Source organism: Polaromonas sp. CG_9.7, from assembly GCF_015752205.1.
In the GTDB taxonomy this organism is placed as follows: domain Bacteria; phylum Pseudomonadota; class Gammaproteobacteria; order Burkholderiales; family Burkholderiaceae_C; genus Polaromonas.
On sequence record NZ_JADOVG010000002.1, the window covers coordinates 158,319 to 177,287 of the forward strand.

Below are 18,969 nucleotides of genomic sequence, written 5' to 3' on the forward strand. Positions count from 1 at the left end.
AAAACAGGATAATTATTGTGATGAAAATAATTGCAGTATCGACAACGTTTTTTCCTGATGAGAATTTTTTAGACAAAAATTTTTCAGTCATTTTAAAAGAAATAGATAAATTCATTATTGTTGACAATTCTGAAAATTATTGTTTTAATTTATTGAAAAATAACGATTTTTTAGAAATAATTTATAGCAAAAATTTTGGTGTTTCCGGTGGATTAAACATAGGAATAAAAAGAGCTATAGAGTTAGATGCTGATTTCATAATTTTGTTTGATCAGGACAGCATTTCAGGAAAAGGACTCATTGGAAGCCTTTTGAAGGCTCCTGGTTTAGTTAAAGGGATGGTTGTAGTTGCCCCTAATGTTTTTGATAAGACAACAGAAACTGAGATACATTCAAAATTTTTTGGGCATGGGAAATCTTTGAATGCGCGATACACACACGTTAATCGAACTCAGACGTCAGGACTTCTTGTTCCTGTTGGTGTTTTTAAAAATGTAGGTTTTTTTAACGAGAATTATTTTTTAGATTTTGTTGATACTGAGTGGTGTCGTAGAGTATCCAAAGCTGGTTATCGGATACTTATTGACAAAGAAAGCACGCTTTATCATGAATTTGGAGAAGGGGAAAAGAAAATTCTTTATTATAACTATAAATATGGTAAACCATTTCGTGAATATTATGGCGCAAGAGATACGCTATACCTTTTAAGTGAGACTAGCAGTTCAATCAAGTTTAAATTTAAATTATTTTTTAGATTTTTCTGGAGTTTGTTTAATATCTGCTTCCTTGACCAAAAAATTTTGCGATTCAGTTTTTTTTGGCGAGGTGTGAAACATTATTTAAATGGCGTTAGAGGGAAAGGGCTTTAAGTTGGCTTGGAAAACCCAAGAAAATTCTACTTAATGCATATGTTCTAAGTTGTTCTAAGTTGTTCTAAGTTGGTCTAAGATTATTGCAGGGTTGTTTCTTTGGGGGCAGAATGAGTTTTTCGGTTTTAATGTCGGTATATATAAAAGAAAAACCTATTTATTTGAGTGAGTGTCTGGATAGTTTGGTCAAGCAGTCCCTCAAGCCTTGTGAAATTATTCTTGTAGAGGATGGGCCATTAACCGATGATTTAAACAAAGTCATTGTTTTTTATTCAAAAATACTTCCGATAAAAAGCATAAGAATCGAAAAAAACCAAGGGTTAGCTCATGCACTTAATGAAGGTCTAAAACATTGCTCTCAAGAGCTTGTAGCTCGAATGGATACTGACGATATTTCTCTGTTTAATCGGTTTGAGTGCCAAGTTTCTTATATGCTTTCGCATCCTGATGTTCAAGTTTCAAGCTGTTGGATCGAAGAGAGAAACCAAAATATGACTGAAACCCTTTTTTTGAAGAAACTTCCATTAAGGCATGAGGATATCCTGAAGTTTTCAAAACGGCGAAATCCGATAAGTCATCCAGCATCAATTTTCAGAAAGACTCGAGTCATGTCGGTAGGAGGTTATCCTGAGATTTTCCCTGAAGATTACGCTCTCTGGTCTCTTATGTTGGTCAAAGGGTGTCGTTTTGGTAATCTTCAGGAAACGTTACTTCATATGCGTACCGGATCTGATTTTATTAAGCGTCGTGGATTTGGCTTTTTTAAAGGTGAATTGAAGCTTTTAAAGTATCAGAATAAAATTGGATTTTTAAATAAATTTGAAGTGTGTTTAAATTTTTTGATTAGAGCTGCAGTGCGTCTTTCACCATCCAAAATGAGAGAGTTTTTTTATAAATTTGCCAGGTAAATCTAGATTTGGATTTGTCCTTTTTTGTTTTGTAAATATATGCGACTTTTATTTTCTTTCTCGAAAATAAATTTAATTACATTAAATAATTATTAGCAATGATCAAAGTGATGGTTACGGGTGCGACTGGATTTGTTGGTAATGCTTGTGTACAACGTTTGTTGACTCAGGATGAGTATGTAAACGTTGCGGTAGCTGTGCGCAAAAATTCCCTGTGCTGGTCCGACTCAGCGGAGCAATACATAATTGGAAACCTGGATACAGCCATTGACTGGTCTGGTGCACTCAAGAGCGTCTGTGCTGTTGTGCATTGCGCTGCACGCGCTCATGTGATGCATGACACTACTGCAAATCCGTTAGATGCGTTTCGTCAAATAAACGTTGATGGAACTTTGAATCTTGCCCGGCAAGCCGCTGTTGCGGGTGTCAAGCGGTTTATTTTCGTAAGTTCCGTCGGTGTAAATGGTGTTGAAACTTTCTCACAGCCATTCACCGAGGCAGATAAGGCTGCACCACATTCTCCCTACGCAGTGTCAAAATTTGAGGCCGAATTGCAGTTGAAAGCATTGGCCGCTGAAACGGGTCTGGAAGTGGTGATCATTCGCCCTCCGCTTGTATATGGACCAGCTGCCCCAGGAAATTTTGGTTCGCTCATGCGCTGGCTGCAACGCAGCATACCCTTGCCATTGGGTGCCATCCACAACCAACGCAGCTTGGTGGCGCTTGATAATCTGGTGGATCTGATCGTGACCTGTATCACCCATCCTGCCGCTGCCAACCAAACCTTTCTAGTGTCCGATGACGAGGATGTTTCAACAACCGAACTGCTAATCCGCATGGGTCAGGCTATGGGTTGCCCGGCGCGTCTGATTCCAGTGCCAACCGGTGTGCTCAAAGCCGCGGCGGCATTATTCGGCAAGCGCGACATGGCTCAGCGGCTGTGCGGCTCATTGCAGGTAGATATCCAAAAGACACGCCAGCTCTTGGGCTGGACTCCTCGCTTGACGCTGGACCAGGGGTTGAAAAAAGCGGCAGAAGGTTTTCGACCATGAAAAGAATGTTTGACTTGCTGCTTGCCTTGGCGGCTGCGTCGGTGCTTGTTGTGCCTGTCTTACTGGTGGCGCTGCTGGTGCGCCTGACTTCTCCCGGCCCCGCCCTCTACTGGTCAGACCGGGTGGGTCGCCACAACAAAATTTTCAAGATGCCCAAGTTTCGCAGCATGCGGATGGGCACGCCGGCCGTAGCCACGCATCTGCTGGCCGACCCGAAAGCGCACCTGACGCCGATTGGCAGCTTTTTACGCAAAAGCAGTCTGGACGAACTGCCGCAGTTGTGGAGCATCCTGGCAGGGGACATGAGCTTTGTCGGCCCGCGACCCGCGCTCTTCAACCAGCATGACCTGATTGACTTGCGGACCCGGCGGGGTGTGCATGAACTGGTGCCGGGTCTTACGGGCTGGGCACAAATCAATGGACGCGATGAGTTACCCATTCCTGACAAGGTCAGGCTTGATGTCGAGTATCTTCAGCAGCAGTCGCTGTGGTTTGACATGCGTATTTTGTGGCTGACCTTCATTAAGGTAATACGGCGCGATGGCGTTGCCCACTAATTGCCATCGGGCTGAATGAAAAATGTGCAAACTGATTTCCAATAGGAAACAGGGCGTGGCATGTTTCCAAAGCTGAAAGCACCTGTTCTCGTCCGCTGCATGCTGGCCTTCCGGTTTAATTACAAAAAGATCAAATGCTATTCAATCGATTGACCGCCGCACCCTTGCTGGCATTGCCACGCTCTGCCAAAAGGGTGTTTGTCATTGCACTTGACCTGGTGCTGACGCTGGTATCGGTATGGATCGCTTTTTACCTGCGCGTCGACCAGACCGGATTGCCTTTTGCGCAGCAAGCCTATGTTTATCTGCTGGCGCCCCTGCTGGCCATCCCTATCTTCGTGCGCTTTGGGCTATACAGGGCCATTTTTCGCTACACCGGCATGGCGGCCCTGGCGACCACGGCCAAGGCGGTCGCGCTGTATGCTCTGCTGTTTTTTGTTGCCTTGCTGTTTTTTAAATGGGAAGGTGTGCCGCGCACCCTGGGCTTGATCCAGCCTTTGCTGCTGCTGTTGCTTGTTGGCATTAGCCGAGCGATGGCTCGTTTTTGGCTGGCAGGCTGGTCGAGCAAGGCACGTCATGCGGTTGGCCGCTTGCTGATTTACGGTGCTGGCGAGGCAGGAGTGGAAACTGCCTCTGCCTTGGCGGTGGCGCGCCAGTTCGTGCTGCTGGGCTTTGTTGACGATGACAAAAAGAAGGCGGGAAGAAGCATCAATGGCGTTGACATTATGTCGCCCGCCGAGGTGGCCGATGCAGTGGAACGCATGGGCATCACCGACATCTTGCTGGCCATGCCTTCGCTGGACCGTGCGCGGCGAAATGAAATCATTGCCAGCCTGCGCGAATTGCCGGTCCACGTCCGGACCCTGCCCGGAATGGGCGACTTGGCGTCGGGTCGGGTGGCGATTCAGGATTTTCAGGAACTCGATGTGGAAGACCTGCTGGGCCGGCCTTCGGTACCCCCCGACTCGAGCCTGCTGGCGCGCAACCTGGCCGACCAGGTGGTGCTGGTGACGGGTGCAGGCGGCAGCATTGGCAGCGAGTTGTGTCGCCAGATCTTGCAAGAAAAGCCGCGCCAGCTGGTTCTGGTCGAACTCAGTGAATTTGCCCTTTACACCATTCACCGCGAGCTGCTGGGTTTGTGCGCCGAGCATCGGCTGCAGGTCGAGGTGACACCCTTGCTCGCCAGCGTCGGAAATTTTGGCCGTCTTAAGGAAATCTTCCAGCTTTACCGGCCGGCCACGGTGTACCACGCCGCGGCCTACAAGCATGTGCCGCTGGTCGAAAGCAATCCGTCCGAAGGTGTACTGAACAACGTCTTTGGCACCCTGAACGCTGCCCGCGCGGCCATGGAAAGCGGAACGGCGCATTTCGTGCTGATTTCTACCGACAAGGCGGTTCGCCCGACCAATGTCATGGGCGCGACCAAACGCATGGCCGAACTGGTGCTTCAGGCGCTGGCGGCCAGCCCGGCGGTGCGCTTTGTGTCGCCCGACGGCAGCTACAGTCCGGACGTCCCGAACCGCACCGTGTTTGCCATGGTGCGCTTTGGCAATGTGCTGGGCAGCAGTGGCAGTGTGGTGCCGCTGTTTCGCAAGCAGTTGCGCGACGGTGGCCCGCTGACGGTCACGCATCCGGAGGTCACGCGCTATTTCATGACGATTCCCGAGGCGGCCCAGCTGGTGCTGCAAGCCGGTGCCATGGCCCAGGGCGGAGACGTGTTTGTGCTCGACATGGGCAGCCCTTTGAGAATTGTCGATCTTGCGCGGCGTATGGCGCAGCTGTCCGGTTTGAGCCTGCGCGATGCGGACAATCCCGAAGGCGATATTGAAATCAAAATTACCGGTCTTCGACCGGGCGAAAAGCTGTACGAGGAACTGTTGATTGGCGACAACCCTGAAAAAACGGCGCATCAGCGGATCATGAAGGCGCACGAGGATTTTGTTCCTTGGTCAGAGCTCGCGCCCATCCTGGTGGACATGCGCCAGGCCGCCACGCTGAACCATGCGCCGGTAATGCGCGCCATCCTGGTCAGGCTGGTGCATGGCTATCGCCCGCATGGAGACTGTGGCGCTGGCGAGTCTGCCCAAAAGACCGCTGCCCTGCCGAATGATGTCTGACACCGGTTTTCCGGCGCGGGCGCATCCACCGATTCGGGCTGGCGTCATTTTGGCGGGCAGGGCGTCTTCATTTCATCACGCCCATGCGGCACAATTTGCAGATTTAACATTTCCAGGCTTGATGACATGACCTCTCCTTTGCTTAGCGACTCATCTTCTTCCGACCCCGACCTGTCGCACATCGGCCCGCGTGACAAGGCAGAGATTCTGGCCCAGGCGCTGCCTTACATTCGCCAGTTTCATGGCAAAACCATCGTCATCAAGTACGGTGGCAACGCCATGACCGATCCCGCGCTGCAGGCCGACTTCGCAGAAGACGTGGTGCTGCTCAAGCTGGTCGGCATGAATCCGGTGGTGGTGCACGGCGGCGGACCGCAGATTGAAATGGCGCTGAACCGGCTGGGCAAGAAAGGCCATTTCATCCAGGGCATGCGCGTGACCGACGACGAAACCATGGAGGTGGTCGAATGGGTGCTGGCCGGACAGGTGCAGCAGGACATCGTCGGCCTCATCAACCAGGCGGGTGGCAAGGCGGTTGGCCTGACGGGGCGCGATGGCGGCTTGATTCGCGCAAAGAAGCTGACCATGCTGGACAAGGACGATGCCAGCAAGGAGCACGACATCGGCTTTGTCGGCGAGATCGTCAGCATCGACCCCAGCGTGGTCAAGGCGTTGCAGGACGACGCCTTCATTCCCGTGATCAGCCCGATTGGCTTTGGCGAAAACAACGAAAGCTACAACATCAACGCTGACGTCGTGGCCGGCAAGCTGGCGACAGTGCTGAAGGCTGAAAAGCTGGTGCTGCTGACCAATATTCCCGGCGTGTTGAACAAGGCCGGCGAGTTGCTCACCGACCTGACGGCGCGCGAGATCGACGCCCTGTTTGCCGATGGCACGATTTCAGGCGGCATGCTGCCCAAGATCGAGGGCGCGCTGGATGCCGCCAAAAGCGGCGTGAATGCTGTTCACATCATCGACGGCCGGGTGCCGCATGCCATGCTGCTGGAAATTTTGACCGACAAGGCTTACGGGACGATGATCCGCTCGCACTGAACCTGTCTGCTGGCTGGGTTTTTCGGCCAGCAAGGCATAAATTTTGGTTAAAAAGTGCTTTTGCGCAATGCCAGCATGCATGAGCAGCTATCAAATCAGGACTAAAGGGTCAGCCCGATGCCGCCTGGTGACCGCATGCGACTGAATGCTCAATCCAGAGTGACGCCCGAGTCCCTGACCACCTTGCCGAGTCGCACGGTTTCCGTCTTGATCAACTCGCCGAACTGGGCTGCAGTGCCGCCCACCACGGGTGTTCCCAGCGCTTCCCACTTCTTGTGGAACTCGGGCTCCTTGAAGATGGCGTTCAGCGTGCTGTTGAGCTTGTCGATGATGGGCGCGGGCGTTCCGGCGCGAACGGCAACGCCATGCCATCCGGTAAATTCGTACCCTGCCACGCCGGCTTCGGCCATGGTCGGCACATTGGGCAACAGCGGGCTGCGTTTGGCCGAGGTCACGGCCAGCGGGATGAGTTTTCCGGTCTGGATGTAAGGCAGGGAGCTGCCCAGCACATCGAACATCACGTTGACCTGGCCGCCCAGCAGATCGTTCAGCGCCGGTCCTGCGCCCCGGTAGGGAATGTGGGCGATCTTGATGTCCATCTGGGTGTTGAACATCTGCCCTGCCAGATGCTGCGGTGTGCCGTTGCCGGCCGATGCAAAACTCAAATCCGGCTTGTTGGTTTTGGCCAGTGCCACCAGTTCCTTGACCGTTTTCACGCTCAGTTTGGGATTGACCTCAAGCACCATCGGAAACGCCGAGATCTGGATCACGGGTGCCAGATCGGTCAGCGAGTTGAAGGGCATGCTGCGAAACAGGGTGGAATTGACCGCCATCGGGCCGCTGGCCGCCAGCAGCAGTGTGTAACCGTCGGCAGGCGACTGCTTGGCGACTTCGGCGCTGCCCAGGTTGCCGCCTGCGCCGCCCTTGTTGTCCACGATGACGGTGACGCCCAGCCGGGTTTGCAATTCCATGCTCAGCAGCCGGGCCATCAGGTCGGTCGGGCCGCCGGGCGGGTAGGGCACCACGAAGCGGATGTTTTTGCTGGGGTAGTTGTCCTGCGCATGGCTGGCCAGTGGCATCAGCAGGGCCAAGGCGATGCTGGCGCTGAGTTGGGCGCCAATTTTCACAAAAGCAGTGCGTTTCATGTTGTCTCCGTTGTCGTTATGGTTATGGTTGTGAATGATGCGTTTCAGGCTGCGCCAAAGCGCTGGCGTATGTCTTGCGCGCTGGCCAGCGGGCGGCCCAGGCTGAGCGCTGCCTCTGCTGCCTGCCCGACCAATGCGGCATTGTCGGGTGCGGTCTGGCCGTTTTTAAGCTGGAGGTTGTTCTCGAAACCCACCCGCACATGCCCGCCCAAGGCGGCGGCGGCTGTCACGCAGGCATGTTCGGTGGCCCCGAATGCGCACACCGCCCACGGCTCTGGCCCGGTGTGGGCATGGACAAAAGGCACCAGATCGCGCGGGCTGGACGTTTGCCCGCTGGTGTAGCGGCCCAGCACGAACAGCAAAAACCAGGGCGCTTCGGGAATCACGCCGCGCTCGCGCAGGGCTTGCCAGCGCTGCAGGTCGGCCACGTCGTAAAGAATGACCTGCGTCATGACCCGCTCGCGCGCCAGCCCTTGAAAAAATGCCGCCAGTCCGGCGTCGCCAATGTCGGGCTGGTCCAGTTCGCGCAATGAAACCGACACGGCTTCAGGGCGCAGTGCCTGCACCATGGCGATTTGTTGCGGGGCCTGGTAAACACGGGCGGCTTCGCTGGTGATTTGCAGCACCATGGCGTCGCCCACGGCGGCCTTGACCACCTGCAAGGCATTGCGGTAGCCCTCTACGTCCAGGCTGTGCCCGCCCTGCGCGTCGCGGATGTGCAGGTGGAGCATGGCGGCGCCCGCATCCAGGCAGGCCTTGGCGGTGCTGGCCAGGCTGGCGGCGGTCAGCGGAACGGCGGCATGGTCGTGGGCCTGCTTGTAGGCGCCGTTGGGCGCCACGGTGATGATGAGCGGTTCAAACGTCATAGGATGGAAGGTCAAAAGTTTTTGTCAATTTGCGGAAGTTCATTGGCCAGCAAGTCCAGCCCCTGCTGCAGCAGGCGGTCGTAACGCGCGCGTTCCGCGAGGCGGCGCGCTTCGGGCCATTCGTAAAAACCGGCACCGGTTTTCATGCCCAGCCTGCCGGCATCGACATGCGTCTGCAGCACGTTGGCAGGTACTGTGGTGCTGGAAAGACTGGGATACATGCTGGCGGCAGCGGCGCAGTGCACGTCGAGTCCGGCATGGTCACGCTGAAGCACCGGCCCTGCAGCCAGGTAGCGAAAGCCGAAGCCGAACCGTACGGCTGCGTCCACATCTTGCGGCGTGGCAATGCCTTCGTCGATCATGGCAAAGGCTTCGCGTGCCAGCGCATGCTGCAGGCGGTTGGCCAGAAAGCCGGGCTTGTCCTTGCGCACCAGCACCGGCACGCTGCCGCAGCCACGCATGAAGGCGGACAAGCTGTCGGCCAGTTCACGGTCAGAGTCCGGCCCGCACACCACTTCAACCAGCGGCACCAGGTGGGCCGGCATGAAAAAGTGCAGGCCCAGCATGCGCTGGCGCGACGCCAGCCCTTGGGCAATAGCGCTGATCGGAAAGCTCGAGCTGTTGCTGGCCAAAACCGCAGAGACCTTCGCATACGTCAACAGTTCGGCGAACAGTTGCTGCTTCATCGGCAAATTTTCCGGAATGCATTCCACCACCAGCGCCACGTCGTGCCAGGCGACAGAAGAGAGGTCGGCCACCGCCATCACCTGGTCTGCGCGGCGTTCCAGCCCAAGCGGTGCCAAGCCCTGCCGTACATGCGCCTGCAATGCCGCGCGCTTGGCTTCGCCTGGATCAATCACCGTCACGCGGCAGCCACCGCGCGCCAGCACGATGGCCACATCGGCCCCCATGGTGCCGCCGCCGACGACTACGGCATGTACGTTTTTCGGATGGGCGGGAAGCAGGTTCAAAAGAGGTCCTTTTTGCAAAACGGGCAGGTGGGTTTTCAGTCGAGTCTAGAAGTTGGGCATTGCGCTGTCCAAACGTTTTTATGGATAAACTGATTCGCTATGCAGATCAATTGGTCAATCCGCGAACTCGATGTTTTTCTGGCCCTGGCCGCCACCCTGAGCTTTCGCCGCACCGCCGCGCAAGTCAACCTGTCGCAGTCGGCCGTTTCCGGCGTCATCACGCGGCTGGAGGACACATTGGCGGTGCGGCTGTTCGACCGAACCACACGCCATGTGCAGCTCACGGCGACCGGACAGGTGTTTGCCGAGCAGGCGCTGCTGCTGCGCGCCCAGACAGACGAGGCGGTGCGCGCGGTGCGCAACGTGGTGGAACTGCAGTCAGGCAAAGTCACTCTGGCCGCGCTGCCTTCACTGGCGGCCACAGTGGTGCCGGCTGCCTGCGCCCGCTTCAGCGCACAGCACCCCGGCATTCAGTTCCGGATTGTGGACACGCTGTCGGGCCCGGCCTTTGACCTGGTGCGCGCTGGCCAGGTGGATTTCGCGCTCACAGCAGCCAATCCCGCCTATGCCGACCTTGACTACCAGCCGCTGGCCTCCGATGGCTTTGTCTTGCTGATCCCGCCCGGCCATGCGTTGGCGCAGGGCAACGGACCGCTGCGCTGGATCGACGTGGCCGCGCTGACGCACATTTCAATGCCGCTGCCCGCCAGCGTGCGCCAGTATGCCGACGCTGCGCTGCTGGAGCACCGCTTGCGTTTTGCGCCGACTTACGAGGTGGAACACCTGGCCACCATCACCGCCATGGTCGCCTGCGGGCTGGGGGTTGCCGCGCTGCCCGAGTTGGCGGCAGCCGTGGCGCCGCAGCCCGGCGTGGTGCGCCGCCGGCTGGTCGAGCCTGACATTTCCCGCCCGATCGGGCTGGTCACCCGGCGCTATCGCAGCCTGTCTCCTGCTGCAACAGCCTTGGTCGACATGCTGCGCGAAGAAATGGCGCGGGTGGCGCCCCGGCCCCGGACAACAAGCTGAAAACACAAACAGTCAACGCCGCTTTCGTAAAACCCGAAGTGCTTCGACATCATTCCAGATTGGCATCACCTTCTTCCATTTCATTGCTATTCAATCAAGGGGTTTTGAGGGATATTCAATCAGGTCATGGATGCGTCGCATCCATGATGACTTGCTGGGTGATGGCCAAACCTTGATCCCGATTTATTACAAAAAAATTCAGAGACGTCCATGAAGCTCAAAACCCTCGTTGCTGCAACCTTTGTTGCCTTGGCTTTGCCGGCCTTCGCGCAGAGCGTTGACACCCTGACCAAAATGAAAACCAGCGGCAAGGCCGTGCTTGGGGTGCGCGAATCTTCAGCGCCCATGGCCTTTGCACTGGGGGCCAACGAAAAGTTCGTTGGCTACCATGTCGAGCTTTGCGAACGCGTGCTGAAAGACATCATGCCGGCGGTGAAGTTTGAATACAGCGTGTTGACGGCCCAGAACACCATTCCACTGGTGCAAAACGGCACGGTTGATATTGGTTGCGGTCCCACAACCAACAACAAAACACGCCAGCAACAGGTGGCGTTTGCCTTGACCACCTATGTGAGCGAAGTTCGCATGGCGACCAAAGTGAATTCCGGCATCACGTCGTTTGACCAGCTCGGTGGCCGCACGGTTGCCGCATCGGCAGGCACCACCGCCGTGCAAATGCTGCGCAAACTGTCGCAATCCAAAAATATCGACTTCCCTGTGTTGCTGGGCAAAGACCACTTTGACAGTTTCTTGCTGATGGAGTCGGGGCGTGCCGATGCCTTTGTGCTGGACGACAACCTGCTGGCGGGCGTTATTGCCGGGAACCGCAATCCGGCGGGTTACCACATCGTGGGCGAATCATTGGGTGCCGAGCCCATAGCGCTGGTGCTGCGCAAAGACGATCCGGCCTTCAAGACGGCGGTTGATGACGCCTTGCGCAAGCTCATGAAGTCGGGCGATGTGGAAAAACTCTACAACAAGTGGTTCATGTCACCGATTCCGCCGAGCAACACCAGCCTTAATTTGCCCATGAGCAACACGCTCAAACAATTGTTGCGCGAACCCAATGACAAGCCCTTGGAGTCGTATGCCGACGGCAAGTAACTCCATTGCCTAACCAACTGCGTGCTTTGCCGGCTTGGCCTGCAGGTGCGGGTTTGATGCAGAAATGAAATGAGTTGCTGCTGTGCTGTTACGGCAACAACGCGGCGGCGCAAATCCACTGCCGGAAGGCCTGCAGCGGCGGGTAGCTGCTGCGGTTCATGGGCCAGGCCAGGTAATAACGCTCGGCGCTTTCTATGGGTTGCGCATCACAGACCGCTTCCACCAGATCTCCGCGCGCAAGTTCAGCCTCGATCAGGAAGCGTGGAAGCAGTGCAACACCCAGCCCGGAAATGGCGGCTTGTGTTGCCACTGCAAACTGATCAAACAGCATGCCACGTGCTTCACTGGCGAGGGCACCGTGGGCTTGCAACCAGCGCTGCCACGCCTCAGGACGCGACACCAGATGAAGCAATGGCGCTTGGAGCAGATCAGCTGGCGCGGCAAACCGGTACTGTTCCCGGAGTGCCCGGCTACAGGCCGGAATCACCGTTTCGCGCATCAAGAATTCAAGCTCTGCGCCAGGCCAGTGGGGCAGGCCGAAGTGAATGGCTGCGTCAACGGCTTCAAGTTCGAAATCAAAGCGCGCGAGACGCGTCGTCAGGTTCAGCGTGATGCCGGGGTGCTGTGCCAGAAAGTCGGGCAGCCGCGGCGCCAGCCAGCGCGTTCCAAAGGTTGGCAGTATGGCGAGGTTGAGCGTGCCGCCTTTGGGATTGGTGCGAAAACCCAGCGTTGCATTGGAGATGCGCAACAGCGACACACGGATTTCCTGCGCATAGGCTTGGCCGGCAAGCGTCAGCCGCACGGTCTGGCGTTCGCGCACAAACAGGCTGGAGTGCAGCAGTTCCTCCAGCGCCCGGATCTGGCGGCTGACGGCGCTTTGCGTGAGGTGGAGTTCAGCCGCAGCAGCGGTGAAACTCTGGTGGCGGGCGGCAGATTCGAAGGCCCTCAACAGCGACATCGAAGGAAGAAAACGACTTGAAAGCAGCATGCAGATCATTCTAAGCAGGAATGATTGACGACCGTAATATCGTTTGACCGTGCTTGCAGTCTTCAATAGGATTGACCATCAGCCCACGAAAGATGATTCCACTGCGGCATGCCCAAGGGTTCATGCCTTGATTTTTTAACCGAACCCACTACACCATGAGCGAATCTCAATTCGTCAGCAGCAACGATATTCGTACCCGTTTTTCGCAGGCCATGTCCCGTATGTATCGTCAGGAGGTGCCTCAATATGGCGCGCTGGTGCAACTGGTGGCTGAAGTCAATGCCCAAACCCTGGCAGCCGAGCCGGGTCTCGCCAGGCAATTAAGCGAGTCTGGGGAAATCGAACGGCTCGACGCTGAACGTCATGGCGCAATTCGACTGGGCACGCCAGCAGAACTGGCGACCATGCGTCGTCTGTTCGCTGTGATGGGGATGCAGCCCGTTGGCTACTATGACCTGTCTGTGGCCGGTGTCCCGGTTCACTCAACCGCATTCAGGCCTGTGGCAGACGCTGCGCTGATGTCCAACCCGTTTCGGGTGTTTACCTCGCTGCTGCGTCTGGAGTTGATCGCCGACGAAGCTCTGCGCATTAAAGCCGCCTCCATCCTTGAGCGCCGTCGTATCTTCACCAAAGGCGCACTGGCGCTGATCGAGCGTTTTGAACGGGCAGGCGGCCTGACGGCAAAAGAAGCTGATGAATTTGTGGCGGAGGCGCTGCAAACCTTTTGCTGGCATGCCGAAGCCACCGTCGATGGCCAGACCTACGACAAGCTGCAACAGGCGCACCGCCTGATTGCCGACGTGGTGTGCTTCAAAGGCCCCCACATCAACCACTTGACGCCGCGCACGCTTGACATCGATGCCGCTCAGGCCGCCATGCCCCGGTGCGGCATCATCGCGAAGGAATTCATTGAAGGCCCGCCGCGCCGCCGTTGCGCCATTTTGCTACGCCAGACCAGCTTCAAGGCGCTGGAAGAAAAGGTGTTGTTCCAGGGGGACGATGGCCGGCGCTCGGGCACGCACACGGCGCGGTTTGGTGAGATCGAGCATCGCGGCATCGCCCTCACGCGTGCCGGACGCCAGCGCTACGACCAGCTTCTGGCGGATGTGCGCGATGGCGCTGTTGCCAACGAAGATGCTGAAGCCTATGCCAGACGGCTGGCACTGGCCTTTGAGGCATTCCCTGACGACTACGACACGCTGCGCCGCGAAGGGCTGGGGTTTTTTCGCTATGTGCTGACAGCGCAAGGCAAAGCCGCTGTCGGGGCGGCCGATTTCGAGTCGTCGAGCCGGGAACTTGAAGATCTGATGGCCGAGGGTCTGGTGCGTGCGCAGCCCATGGTGTATGAAGATTTCTTGCCGGTCAGTGCCGCCGGAATATTCCAGTCAAACCTGGGCAGCGTCGAGCGCAAGCATTACGCCGCACAAGACGACCAAGCCGCTTTTGAAGCGGCGCTGGGTGCGGCTGTGCATGACGAAATCGAGCTTTATGCACAAGCGCAGACCCGTTCCATCGAACAGGTCCGTCGCGCATTTCAGGCGCCAGTCAGCGCATGAGCGCAACGCCGCTGGGGCAGGAGTCAATGGTGCAGCTTCAGCGCCAAGTTCATGGCATTGGCAGCCAAAACCTGCACGACACCACTCAGGCGGTGCGGGCGCTGGGTTCTGGAGTTCGACGGTTATTGAATCTTTTGGGCTTGTCCGTTGCAGCCGATTTTGGCTGCGCACCAGCGCTTGCCGACACGGGTGAACTTTCTTTTACTTGACTACCTGACGCATGCTGCCTATTCCTTTTGCTTCCAGTTTTGTCAATCCTGCCGGTTCTGCAATACGTGAACTGTTCCCGTATTTGAGCCAGCCCGGCATCATCTCGCTGGCCGGTGGCTACCCGTCGCCCAGCCTGTTTGACGCTGAAGGATTACAAGAAGCGGCGGCCAGAGCGCTGTCGGGCGGCGGCGCCCTGCAATACGGCGCCACCGAGGGAATGCCGGCGCTGCGCGAGGCGCTGGCCTTGCTCTGCCGCTCACGCGGCATGGTGTGCAGCCCATCTGATCTGATCGTCACCACCGGCTCTCAACAGGCGTTTGACCTGCTGCTGCGCATCTTCATTGAGCCCGGTGACACGGTCTGCGTCGAAACCCCGGCTTACCCCGCCGCCATCCAGGCCTTGCGTCTGGCGAATGCCAAAATCATGGCCGCCCCGGTTGACGGGCAGGGTCTTGATGTGGATGCACTTGCCGCTCGCCTGGCCCTGCTGCCCATGGCGCAACGGCCCAGGCTGGTCTATACGGTGCCCACGTTTTCCAACCCTTGCGGCACCTTGCTGCCCGCTGCGCGGCGTGAGGCCCTGGTGCGTCTGGCGCTTCAATACCATTTCCTGATCGTTGAAGACGACCCCTATGGCGAGCTGAGTTTCATCGATGACCGGCCGCCCTCACTCTACGCTGTGGGCCAGCGCATCGCCGGGGACGGCAATCCGGTGCTTTACCTGTCAAGCCTGTCAAAAACGGTGGCGCCTGCACTGCGTATTGGCTGGCTGACAGCGCCGCCCGATGTACTGCGCCGCTGTGTCGTTGCCAAACAGACGATGGACTTGTGCACGTCGCCGCTGGCACAGCAGATTGCTGCTGAATACCTGGGAGCAGGCCGGTATCCGGCTGGCGTGGAGCGCGCCCGGACAGAGTACAAGCAGCGCATGCAAGCCATGGCGGATGGGTTGCATGCCAGGCTCGGCAAAAAAATAGCATTTGTGCAGCCGCAGGGCGGCATGTTCGTTTGGCTGCGCAGCACAGTGCCCGTTAACGCAAAGCAACTGTTTGAGGCTGCCGTGCAATGCGGCGTTTTATATGTTCCGGGTGCAGCGTTCTATCCGGAAGCGCCCGACCTTGGCACGCTGCGATTGTCGTTTGCTGCTCCTGACGTGGGGCAGATCCAGGAAGGCATAGAACGGTTGGCGAGGGCTTTTGCGCAGGCAAGTTGAGGATTAAAGGCCAAAGACGACCGTGACCGCGATCACGGTTTTTCCAGACTCCCGCAATTGATATTGCCGGCGTGTTTCTTTCTGGTGCCGATATTTCCGGTAGTCAAGACAAGGGCGCACGCACCTTCCAAAGGACTGAACTCCAAAAATATGTAGGGTTAATGGTTGGCAGGAGATGAAATTGCTGCAAAATAGCACGATCGTTCTTTTATTTTCCCCCTCCATGTCTGTCACTTCAATTTCTGTCAAAAGCGTCCGCACTTCAGGGGCCACGGGCACGTCCAAAAGCGCGCAAAAAGGCCAGCAGACCAAGGCCGCCATTGTCGAGGCAGCCTTGGGGCTGGCGACGCAAATCGGCCTGGAAGGCCTGAGCATTGGCGCTCTGGCCGAGGTCATGCACATGAGCAAATCGGGCGTGTTCGCTCATTTCGGCTCGCGCGAAGAACTGCAGATTTCGGTCGTTCGTGAATACCATGTCCGGTTCGAGGAAGAGGTCTTCTTTCCGGCGCTGCACAAGCCGCGTGGCTTGCCGCGCCTGCATGCGATGTTTGACAGCTGGATGAACCGGACGTCGGTGGAGATTGATTCGGGCTGCATCTACATCAGCGGCGCCGTCGAATTCGACGACCGGCCCGGTCCGGTGCGCGACGCACTCGCCGACTCGGTGCGTATCTGGCTGGCGGCCATGCACCGCGCGGTGGTGCAGGCGACGCAAGCGGGTCATTTCCATCAGCAAACCGATGCGCATCAGGTGGTGTTCGAGGTTCATGGTCTCATCCTGGCACTGCACTATGAAGCCCGCTTCCTGAAGACACCCGGCTCCATCGCCCGGGCCAAGACCGCCTTTGCCAACATGATGGCGCGCCATGCCCGTACGGCCGTGCCCGACCCTGCTTTCCCTGGTTCTTCTTTTTCCAAACCCGCTTGACACCCCCAACGCCAAAGGATTTCCATGCCCCAGTACAACCCCCCCCTGCGCGACATGCAGTTCGTCATGCACGAAGTGCTCAAGGTCACCGACGAGCTGAAGGTATTGCCCCCGCATGCCGACATCGACGTCGACACCATCAACGCGGTGCTGGAAGAGGGCGGCAAGTTTGCCGTCGAAGTGGCGTTTCCGCTCAATATCAGTGGCGATGAGGAAGGCTGCACGCTCGACAAGACCACCCATGAAGTCACGCCGCCCAAGGGTTTCAAGCAAGCCTATGCGCAGTATGTGGAAGGCGGCTGGGCTGCGCTGAGCTGTGATCCGGAATACGGCGGCCAGGGCCTGCCGTTCGTGGTCAACCAGTGTTTTTATGAAATGCTGAACTCGGCCAACCAGGCCTGGACGATGTACCCCGGCCTGTCGCACGGCGCGTATGAAGCGTTGCATGCCCACGGCACCGACGCGCAGAAAAAGCTGTATTTGCCCAAGCTGGTCAGCGGCGAATGGACCGGCACCATGTGCCTGACCGAGCCGCATTGCGGCACCGACCTCGGCATGCTGCGCACCAAGGCCGAACCGCAGGCCGACGGCACTTTCAAGCTGACCGGCAACAAGATTTTCATCAGTGCCGGCGAGCACGACATGACGGCCAACATCCTGCACCTGGTGCTGGCCCGCCTGCCCGATGCGCCGCAGGGCAGCAAGGGCATCAGCCTGTTTATCGTGCCCAAGTTCAACGTCAATGAAGACGGCTCGCTCGGTTCGCGCAACGGCATCTGGTGCGGCGGTCTGGAGCACAAGATGGGCATTCACGGCAACGCCACCGCGCAAATCGTGATGGAAGACGCCGTGGGCACCATGGTCGGTGCACCCAACAAGGGCTTGGCCGCGATGTTCGTGATGATGAACGCCGCCCGCCTCGGCGTGGGCAACCAGTCGCTCGGCCTGACCGAAGTGGCGTACCAGAACGCGCTGGCGTATGCCAAGGACCGCATCCAGATGCGTTCGCTCTCGGGCACCAAGGCCAAAGACAAGCCGGCCGACCCGATCATCGTGCACCCCGACGTGCGCAAGATGCTGCTGACCGCCAAGGCCTATGCCGAAGGCGGCCGGGCGCTGGGCATCTACTGCACGCTGTTGCTTGACAAGGAGCTGTATCACCCGGACGAAAAAGTCCGCAAGGATTCGGGCGAAATAGTCGCGCTGCTGACCCCCATCGTGAAAGCCTTTTTGACCGACAACGGCCACATTGCCACCAATGCCTGCATGCAGGTGTTCGGCGGCCACGGCTATGTCAAGGAATGGGGCATGGAGCAACTGGTGCGCGACAACCGCATCAACATGATCTATGAAGGCACCAACACCATCCAGTCGCTTGACCTGCTGGGCCGCAAGGTGCTGGGCAACAACGGCGCGACGCTGAAGAAGTTCGGCAAGGTAATTGGCGCGCTGATTGCCGAGGAGGGCGTGAACGAGAAGATGGCCGAGTTCATCAACCCGCTGGCCTACCTGGCGGACCAGATGACCAAGTTCACCACCGAACTGGGTTTCAAGGGCTTCCAGAATCCGGATGAAGTGGGCGCGGCGGCGGTTGATTATCTGCGCGTAGCCGGGCATCTGGTGTTTGGCTACTTCTGGGCGCGTATGGCGCAAACTGCGCTGCGTGAGATTGCCGCCGGCAATGCCGATCCGTTCTACCTGGCCAAGGTGCAGACGGCGCGCTTTTATTTCGCCAAACTGTTTCCCGAGACCGCGACGCTGATGCGCACCGCGCGCAGCGGCAGCCGCTCGCTGATGGACACTGACGCGGCGCTGGCCTGATTTATCAACGTTTTAATGCTGGAGCGCATATGTACCGTGCATTGATAGCTATTGTTTTAGGAGCTGCTTTCGGGCCCGCGATGGCCCAGGGCACGCCCGTGGGCCTGTGGCGCAGTTTCGACGACAAGACAGGCGAGGCCAAGGCCGAGGTCCGCATTGCCGAGACGTCGGGGGTTTTGAGCGGGAAAATAGAAAAGCGCCTGCTCAAGACCGCCAAACCCGACGATGTCTGCACCGAATGCAGCGACGACCGCAAGGACCAGCCGCTGCTTGGCCTCGAAATCATCCGGGGCGCCAAAAAGGCCGAAGGCGCGGGCGTGTGGGAGGGGGGCAAGATTCTGGACCCTGAAAACGGAAAAAACTACACGCTCAAAATGACGCCGGTTGAGGACGGCAAAAAGCTGGATGTCCGGGGCTCGTTCGGGCCTTTCGGGCGCACCCAGACCTGGGTTCGCGTCAATTGACCCACCCCGCCTGAGGCTCATTGCGTGTAGCCTCATTCCCTTTCCAGGGGCGACATCTCTGGCCCGACAGCGCCGGCTCCACGCTGTCATTGGCTTGAAAGATGCGCTGAATCAGTAATCG

The 18,969-nt window shown here is 57.4% G+C and carries 18 protein-coding genes; 14 read left to right on the forward strand and 4 right to left on the reverse strand.

The window, feature by feature from the left end; genetic code table 11:
- Window positions 1-20 precede the first annotated feature (20 nt).
- The 6 genes from IWX87_RS02760 (at window position 21) to argB (ending at window position 6,556) form a co-directional block, all read left to right on the forward strand.
- Window positions 21-869, forward strand: a complete 849-nt coding sequence (locus IWX87_RS02760; protein ID WP_196861989.1) for a hypothetical protein — start codon at window positions 21-23, stop codon at window positions 867-869.
- 110 nt (window positions 870-979) lie between these two features.
- A complete protein-coding gene (locus IWX87_RS02765; protein WP_196861990.1) occupies window positions 980-1,777 on the forward strand; it encodes a glycosyltransferase in 798 nt (265 codons plus the stop codon).
- Window positions 1,778-1,875: 98 nt separating this feature from the next.
- Complete coding sequence (locus IWX87_RS02770; RefSeq protein ID WP_196861991.1) at window positions 1,876-2,829, forward strand: SDR family oxidoreductase; 954 nt, start codon at window positions 1,876-1,878, stop codon at window positions 2,827-2,829.
- Complete coding sequence (locus IWX87_RS02775) at window positions 2,826-3,386, forward strand: sugar transferase (protein WP_196861992.1); 561 nt, start codon at window positions 2,826-2,828, stop codon at window positions 3,384-3,386. Before IWX87_RS02770 ends, IWX87_RS02775 begins: the two co-directional genes overlap by 4 nt.
- A gap of 134 nt (window positions 3,387-3,520) precedes the next feature.
- Entirely contained in the window at window positions 3,521-5,503 is a 1,983-nt protein-coding gene (locus tag IWX87_RS02780; RefSeq protein WP_196861993.1) for a nucleoside-diphosphate sugar epimerase/dehydratase, read from the forward strand.
- Window positions 5,504-5,629: 126 nt separating this feature from the next.
- The gene (argB, locus tag IWX87_RS02785) at window positions 5,630-6,556 is read left to right on the forward strand and encodes an acetylglutamate kinase (protein ID WP_196861994.1); all 927 of its coding nucleotides are present in this window, start codon (window positions 5,630-5,632) and stop codon (window positions 6,554-6,556) included.
- Between the two features lie 149 nt (window positions 6,557-6,705).
- On the opposite strand, the gene IWX87_RS02790 is transcribed toward argB, so the two are convergent.
- The 3 genes from IWX87_RS02790 to IWX87_RS02800 are packed head-to-tail and all read right to left on the reverse strand — an operon-like array spanning window position 6,706 to window position 9,532.
- Entirely contained in the window at window positions 6,706-7,701 is a 996-nt protein-coding gene (locus IWX87_RS02790) for a tripartite tricarboxylate transporter substrate binding protein (protein ID WP_196861995.1), read from the reverse strand.
- A gap of 44 nt (window positions 7,702-7,745) precedes the next feature.
- Window positions 7,746-8,567, reverse strand: a complete 822-nt coding sequence (locus IWX87_RS02795) for a 3-keto-5-aminohexanoate cleavage protein (protein ID WP_196861996.1) — start codon at window positions 8,565-8,567, stop codon at window positions 7,746-7,748.
- Window positions 8,568-8,578: 11 nt separating this feature from the next.
- Entirely contained in the window at window positions 8,579-9,532 is a 954-nt protein-coding gene (locus IWX87_RS02800; protein WP_196862198.1) for a 3-hydroxyacyl-CoA dehydrogenase family protein, read from the reverse strand.
- Window positions 9,533-9,637: 105 nt separating this feature from the next.
- On the opposite strand from IWX87_RS02800, the gene IWX87_RS02805 reads away from it, so the two are divergent.
- Together IWX87_RS02805 and IWX87_RS02810 are read left to right on the forward strand one after the other, a co-directional pair.
- Complete coding sequence (locus IWX87_RS02805) at window positions 9,638-10,564, forward strand: LysR family transcriptional regulator (RefSeq protein WP_196861997.1); 927 nt, start codon at window positions 9,638-9,640, stop codon at window positions 10,562-10,564.
- Between the two features lie 210 nt (window positions 10,565-10,774).
- Window positions 10,775-11,668 carry a transporter substrate-binding domain-containing protein gene (locus IWX87_RS02810; protein WP_196861998.1) on the forward strand — a complete coding sequence of 298 codons (894 nt, stop codon included), beginning with the start codon at window positions 10,775-10,777 and terminating at the stop codon, window positions 11,666-11,668.
- A gap of 88 nt (window positions 11,669-11,756) precedes the next feature.
- Here the strand turns inward: IWX87_RS02810 and IWX87_RS02815 are convergent, their stop codons facing one another.
- Window positions 11,757-12,656, reverse strand: a complete 900-nt coding sequence (locus tag IWX87_RS02815; RefSeq protein WP_196861999.1) for a LysR family transcriptional regulator — start codon at window positions 12,654-12,656, stop codon at window positions 11,757-11,759.
- Between the two features lie 155 nt (window positions 12,657-12,811).
- Here IWX87_RS02815 and IWX87_RS02820 point away from each other — a divergent pair, with 155 nt between their 5' ends.
- The 6 genes from IWX87_RS02820 (at window position 12,812) to IWX87_RS02845 (ending at window position 18,848) form a co-directional block, all read left to right on the forward strand.
- Window positions 12,812-14,212 carry a VOC family protein gene (locus IWX87_RS02820; RefSeq protein WP_196862000.1) on the forward strand — a complete coding sequence of 467 codons (1,401 nt, stop codon included), beginning with the start codon at window positions 12,812-12,814 and terminating at the stop codon, window positions 14,210-14,212.
- Window positions 14,209-14,421, forward strand: a complete 213-nt coding sequence (locus tag IWX87_RS02825; RefSeq protein WP_196862001.1) for a hypothetical protein — start codon at window positions 14,209-14,211, stop codon at window positions 14,419-14,421. Before IWX87_RS02820 ends, IWX87_RS02825 begins: the two co-directional genes overlap by 4 nt.
- A gap of 11 nt (window positions 14,422-14,432) precedes the next feature.
- Window positions 14,433-15,635 carry a PLP-dependent aminotransferase family protein gene (locus IWX87_RS02830; protein ID WP_196862002.1) on the forward strand — a complete coding sequence of 401 codons (1,203 nt, stop codon included), beginning with the start codon at window positions 14,433-14,435 and terminating at the stop codon, window positions 15,633-15,635.
- 223 nt (window positions 15,636-15,858) lie between these two features.
- Window positions 15,859-16,563, forward strand: a complete 705-nt coding sequence (locus IWX87_RS02835) for a TetR/AcrR family transcriptional regulator (protein ID WP_196862003.1) — start codon at window positions 15,859-15,861, stop codon at window positions 16,561-16,563.
- A gap of 24 nt (window positions 16,564-16,587) precedes the next feature.
- Window positions 16,588-18,384 carry an acyl-CoA dehydrogenase C-terminal domain-containing protein gene (locus IWX87_RS02840; protein ID WP_196862004.1) on the forward strand — a complete coding sequence of 599 codons (1,797 nt, stop codon included), beginning with the start codon at window positions 16,588-16,590 and terminating at the stop codon, window positions 18,382-18,384.
- Window positions 18,385-18,413: 29 nt separating this feature from the next.
- On the forward strand, window positions 18,414-18,848 hold the full coding sequence (locus IWX87_RS02845) for a DUF2147 domain-containing protein (protein WP_196862005.1): 435 nt from the start codon (window positions 18,414-18,416) through the stop codon (window positions 18,846-18,848).
- Window positions 18,849-18,969 lie beyond the last annotated feature (121 nt).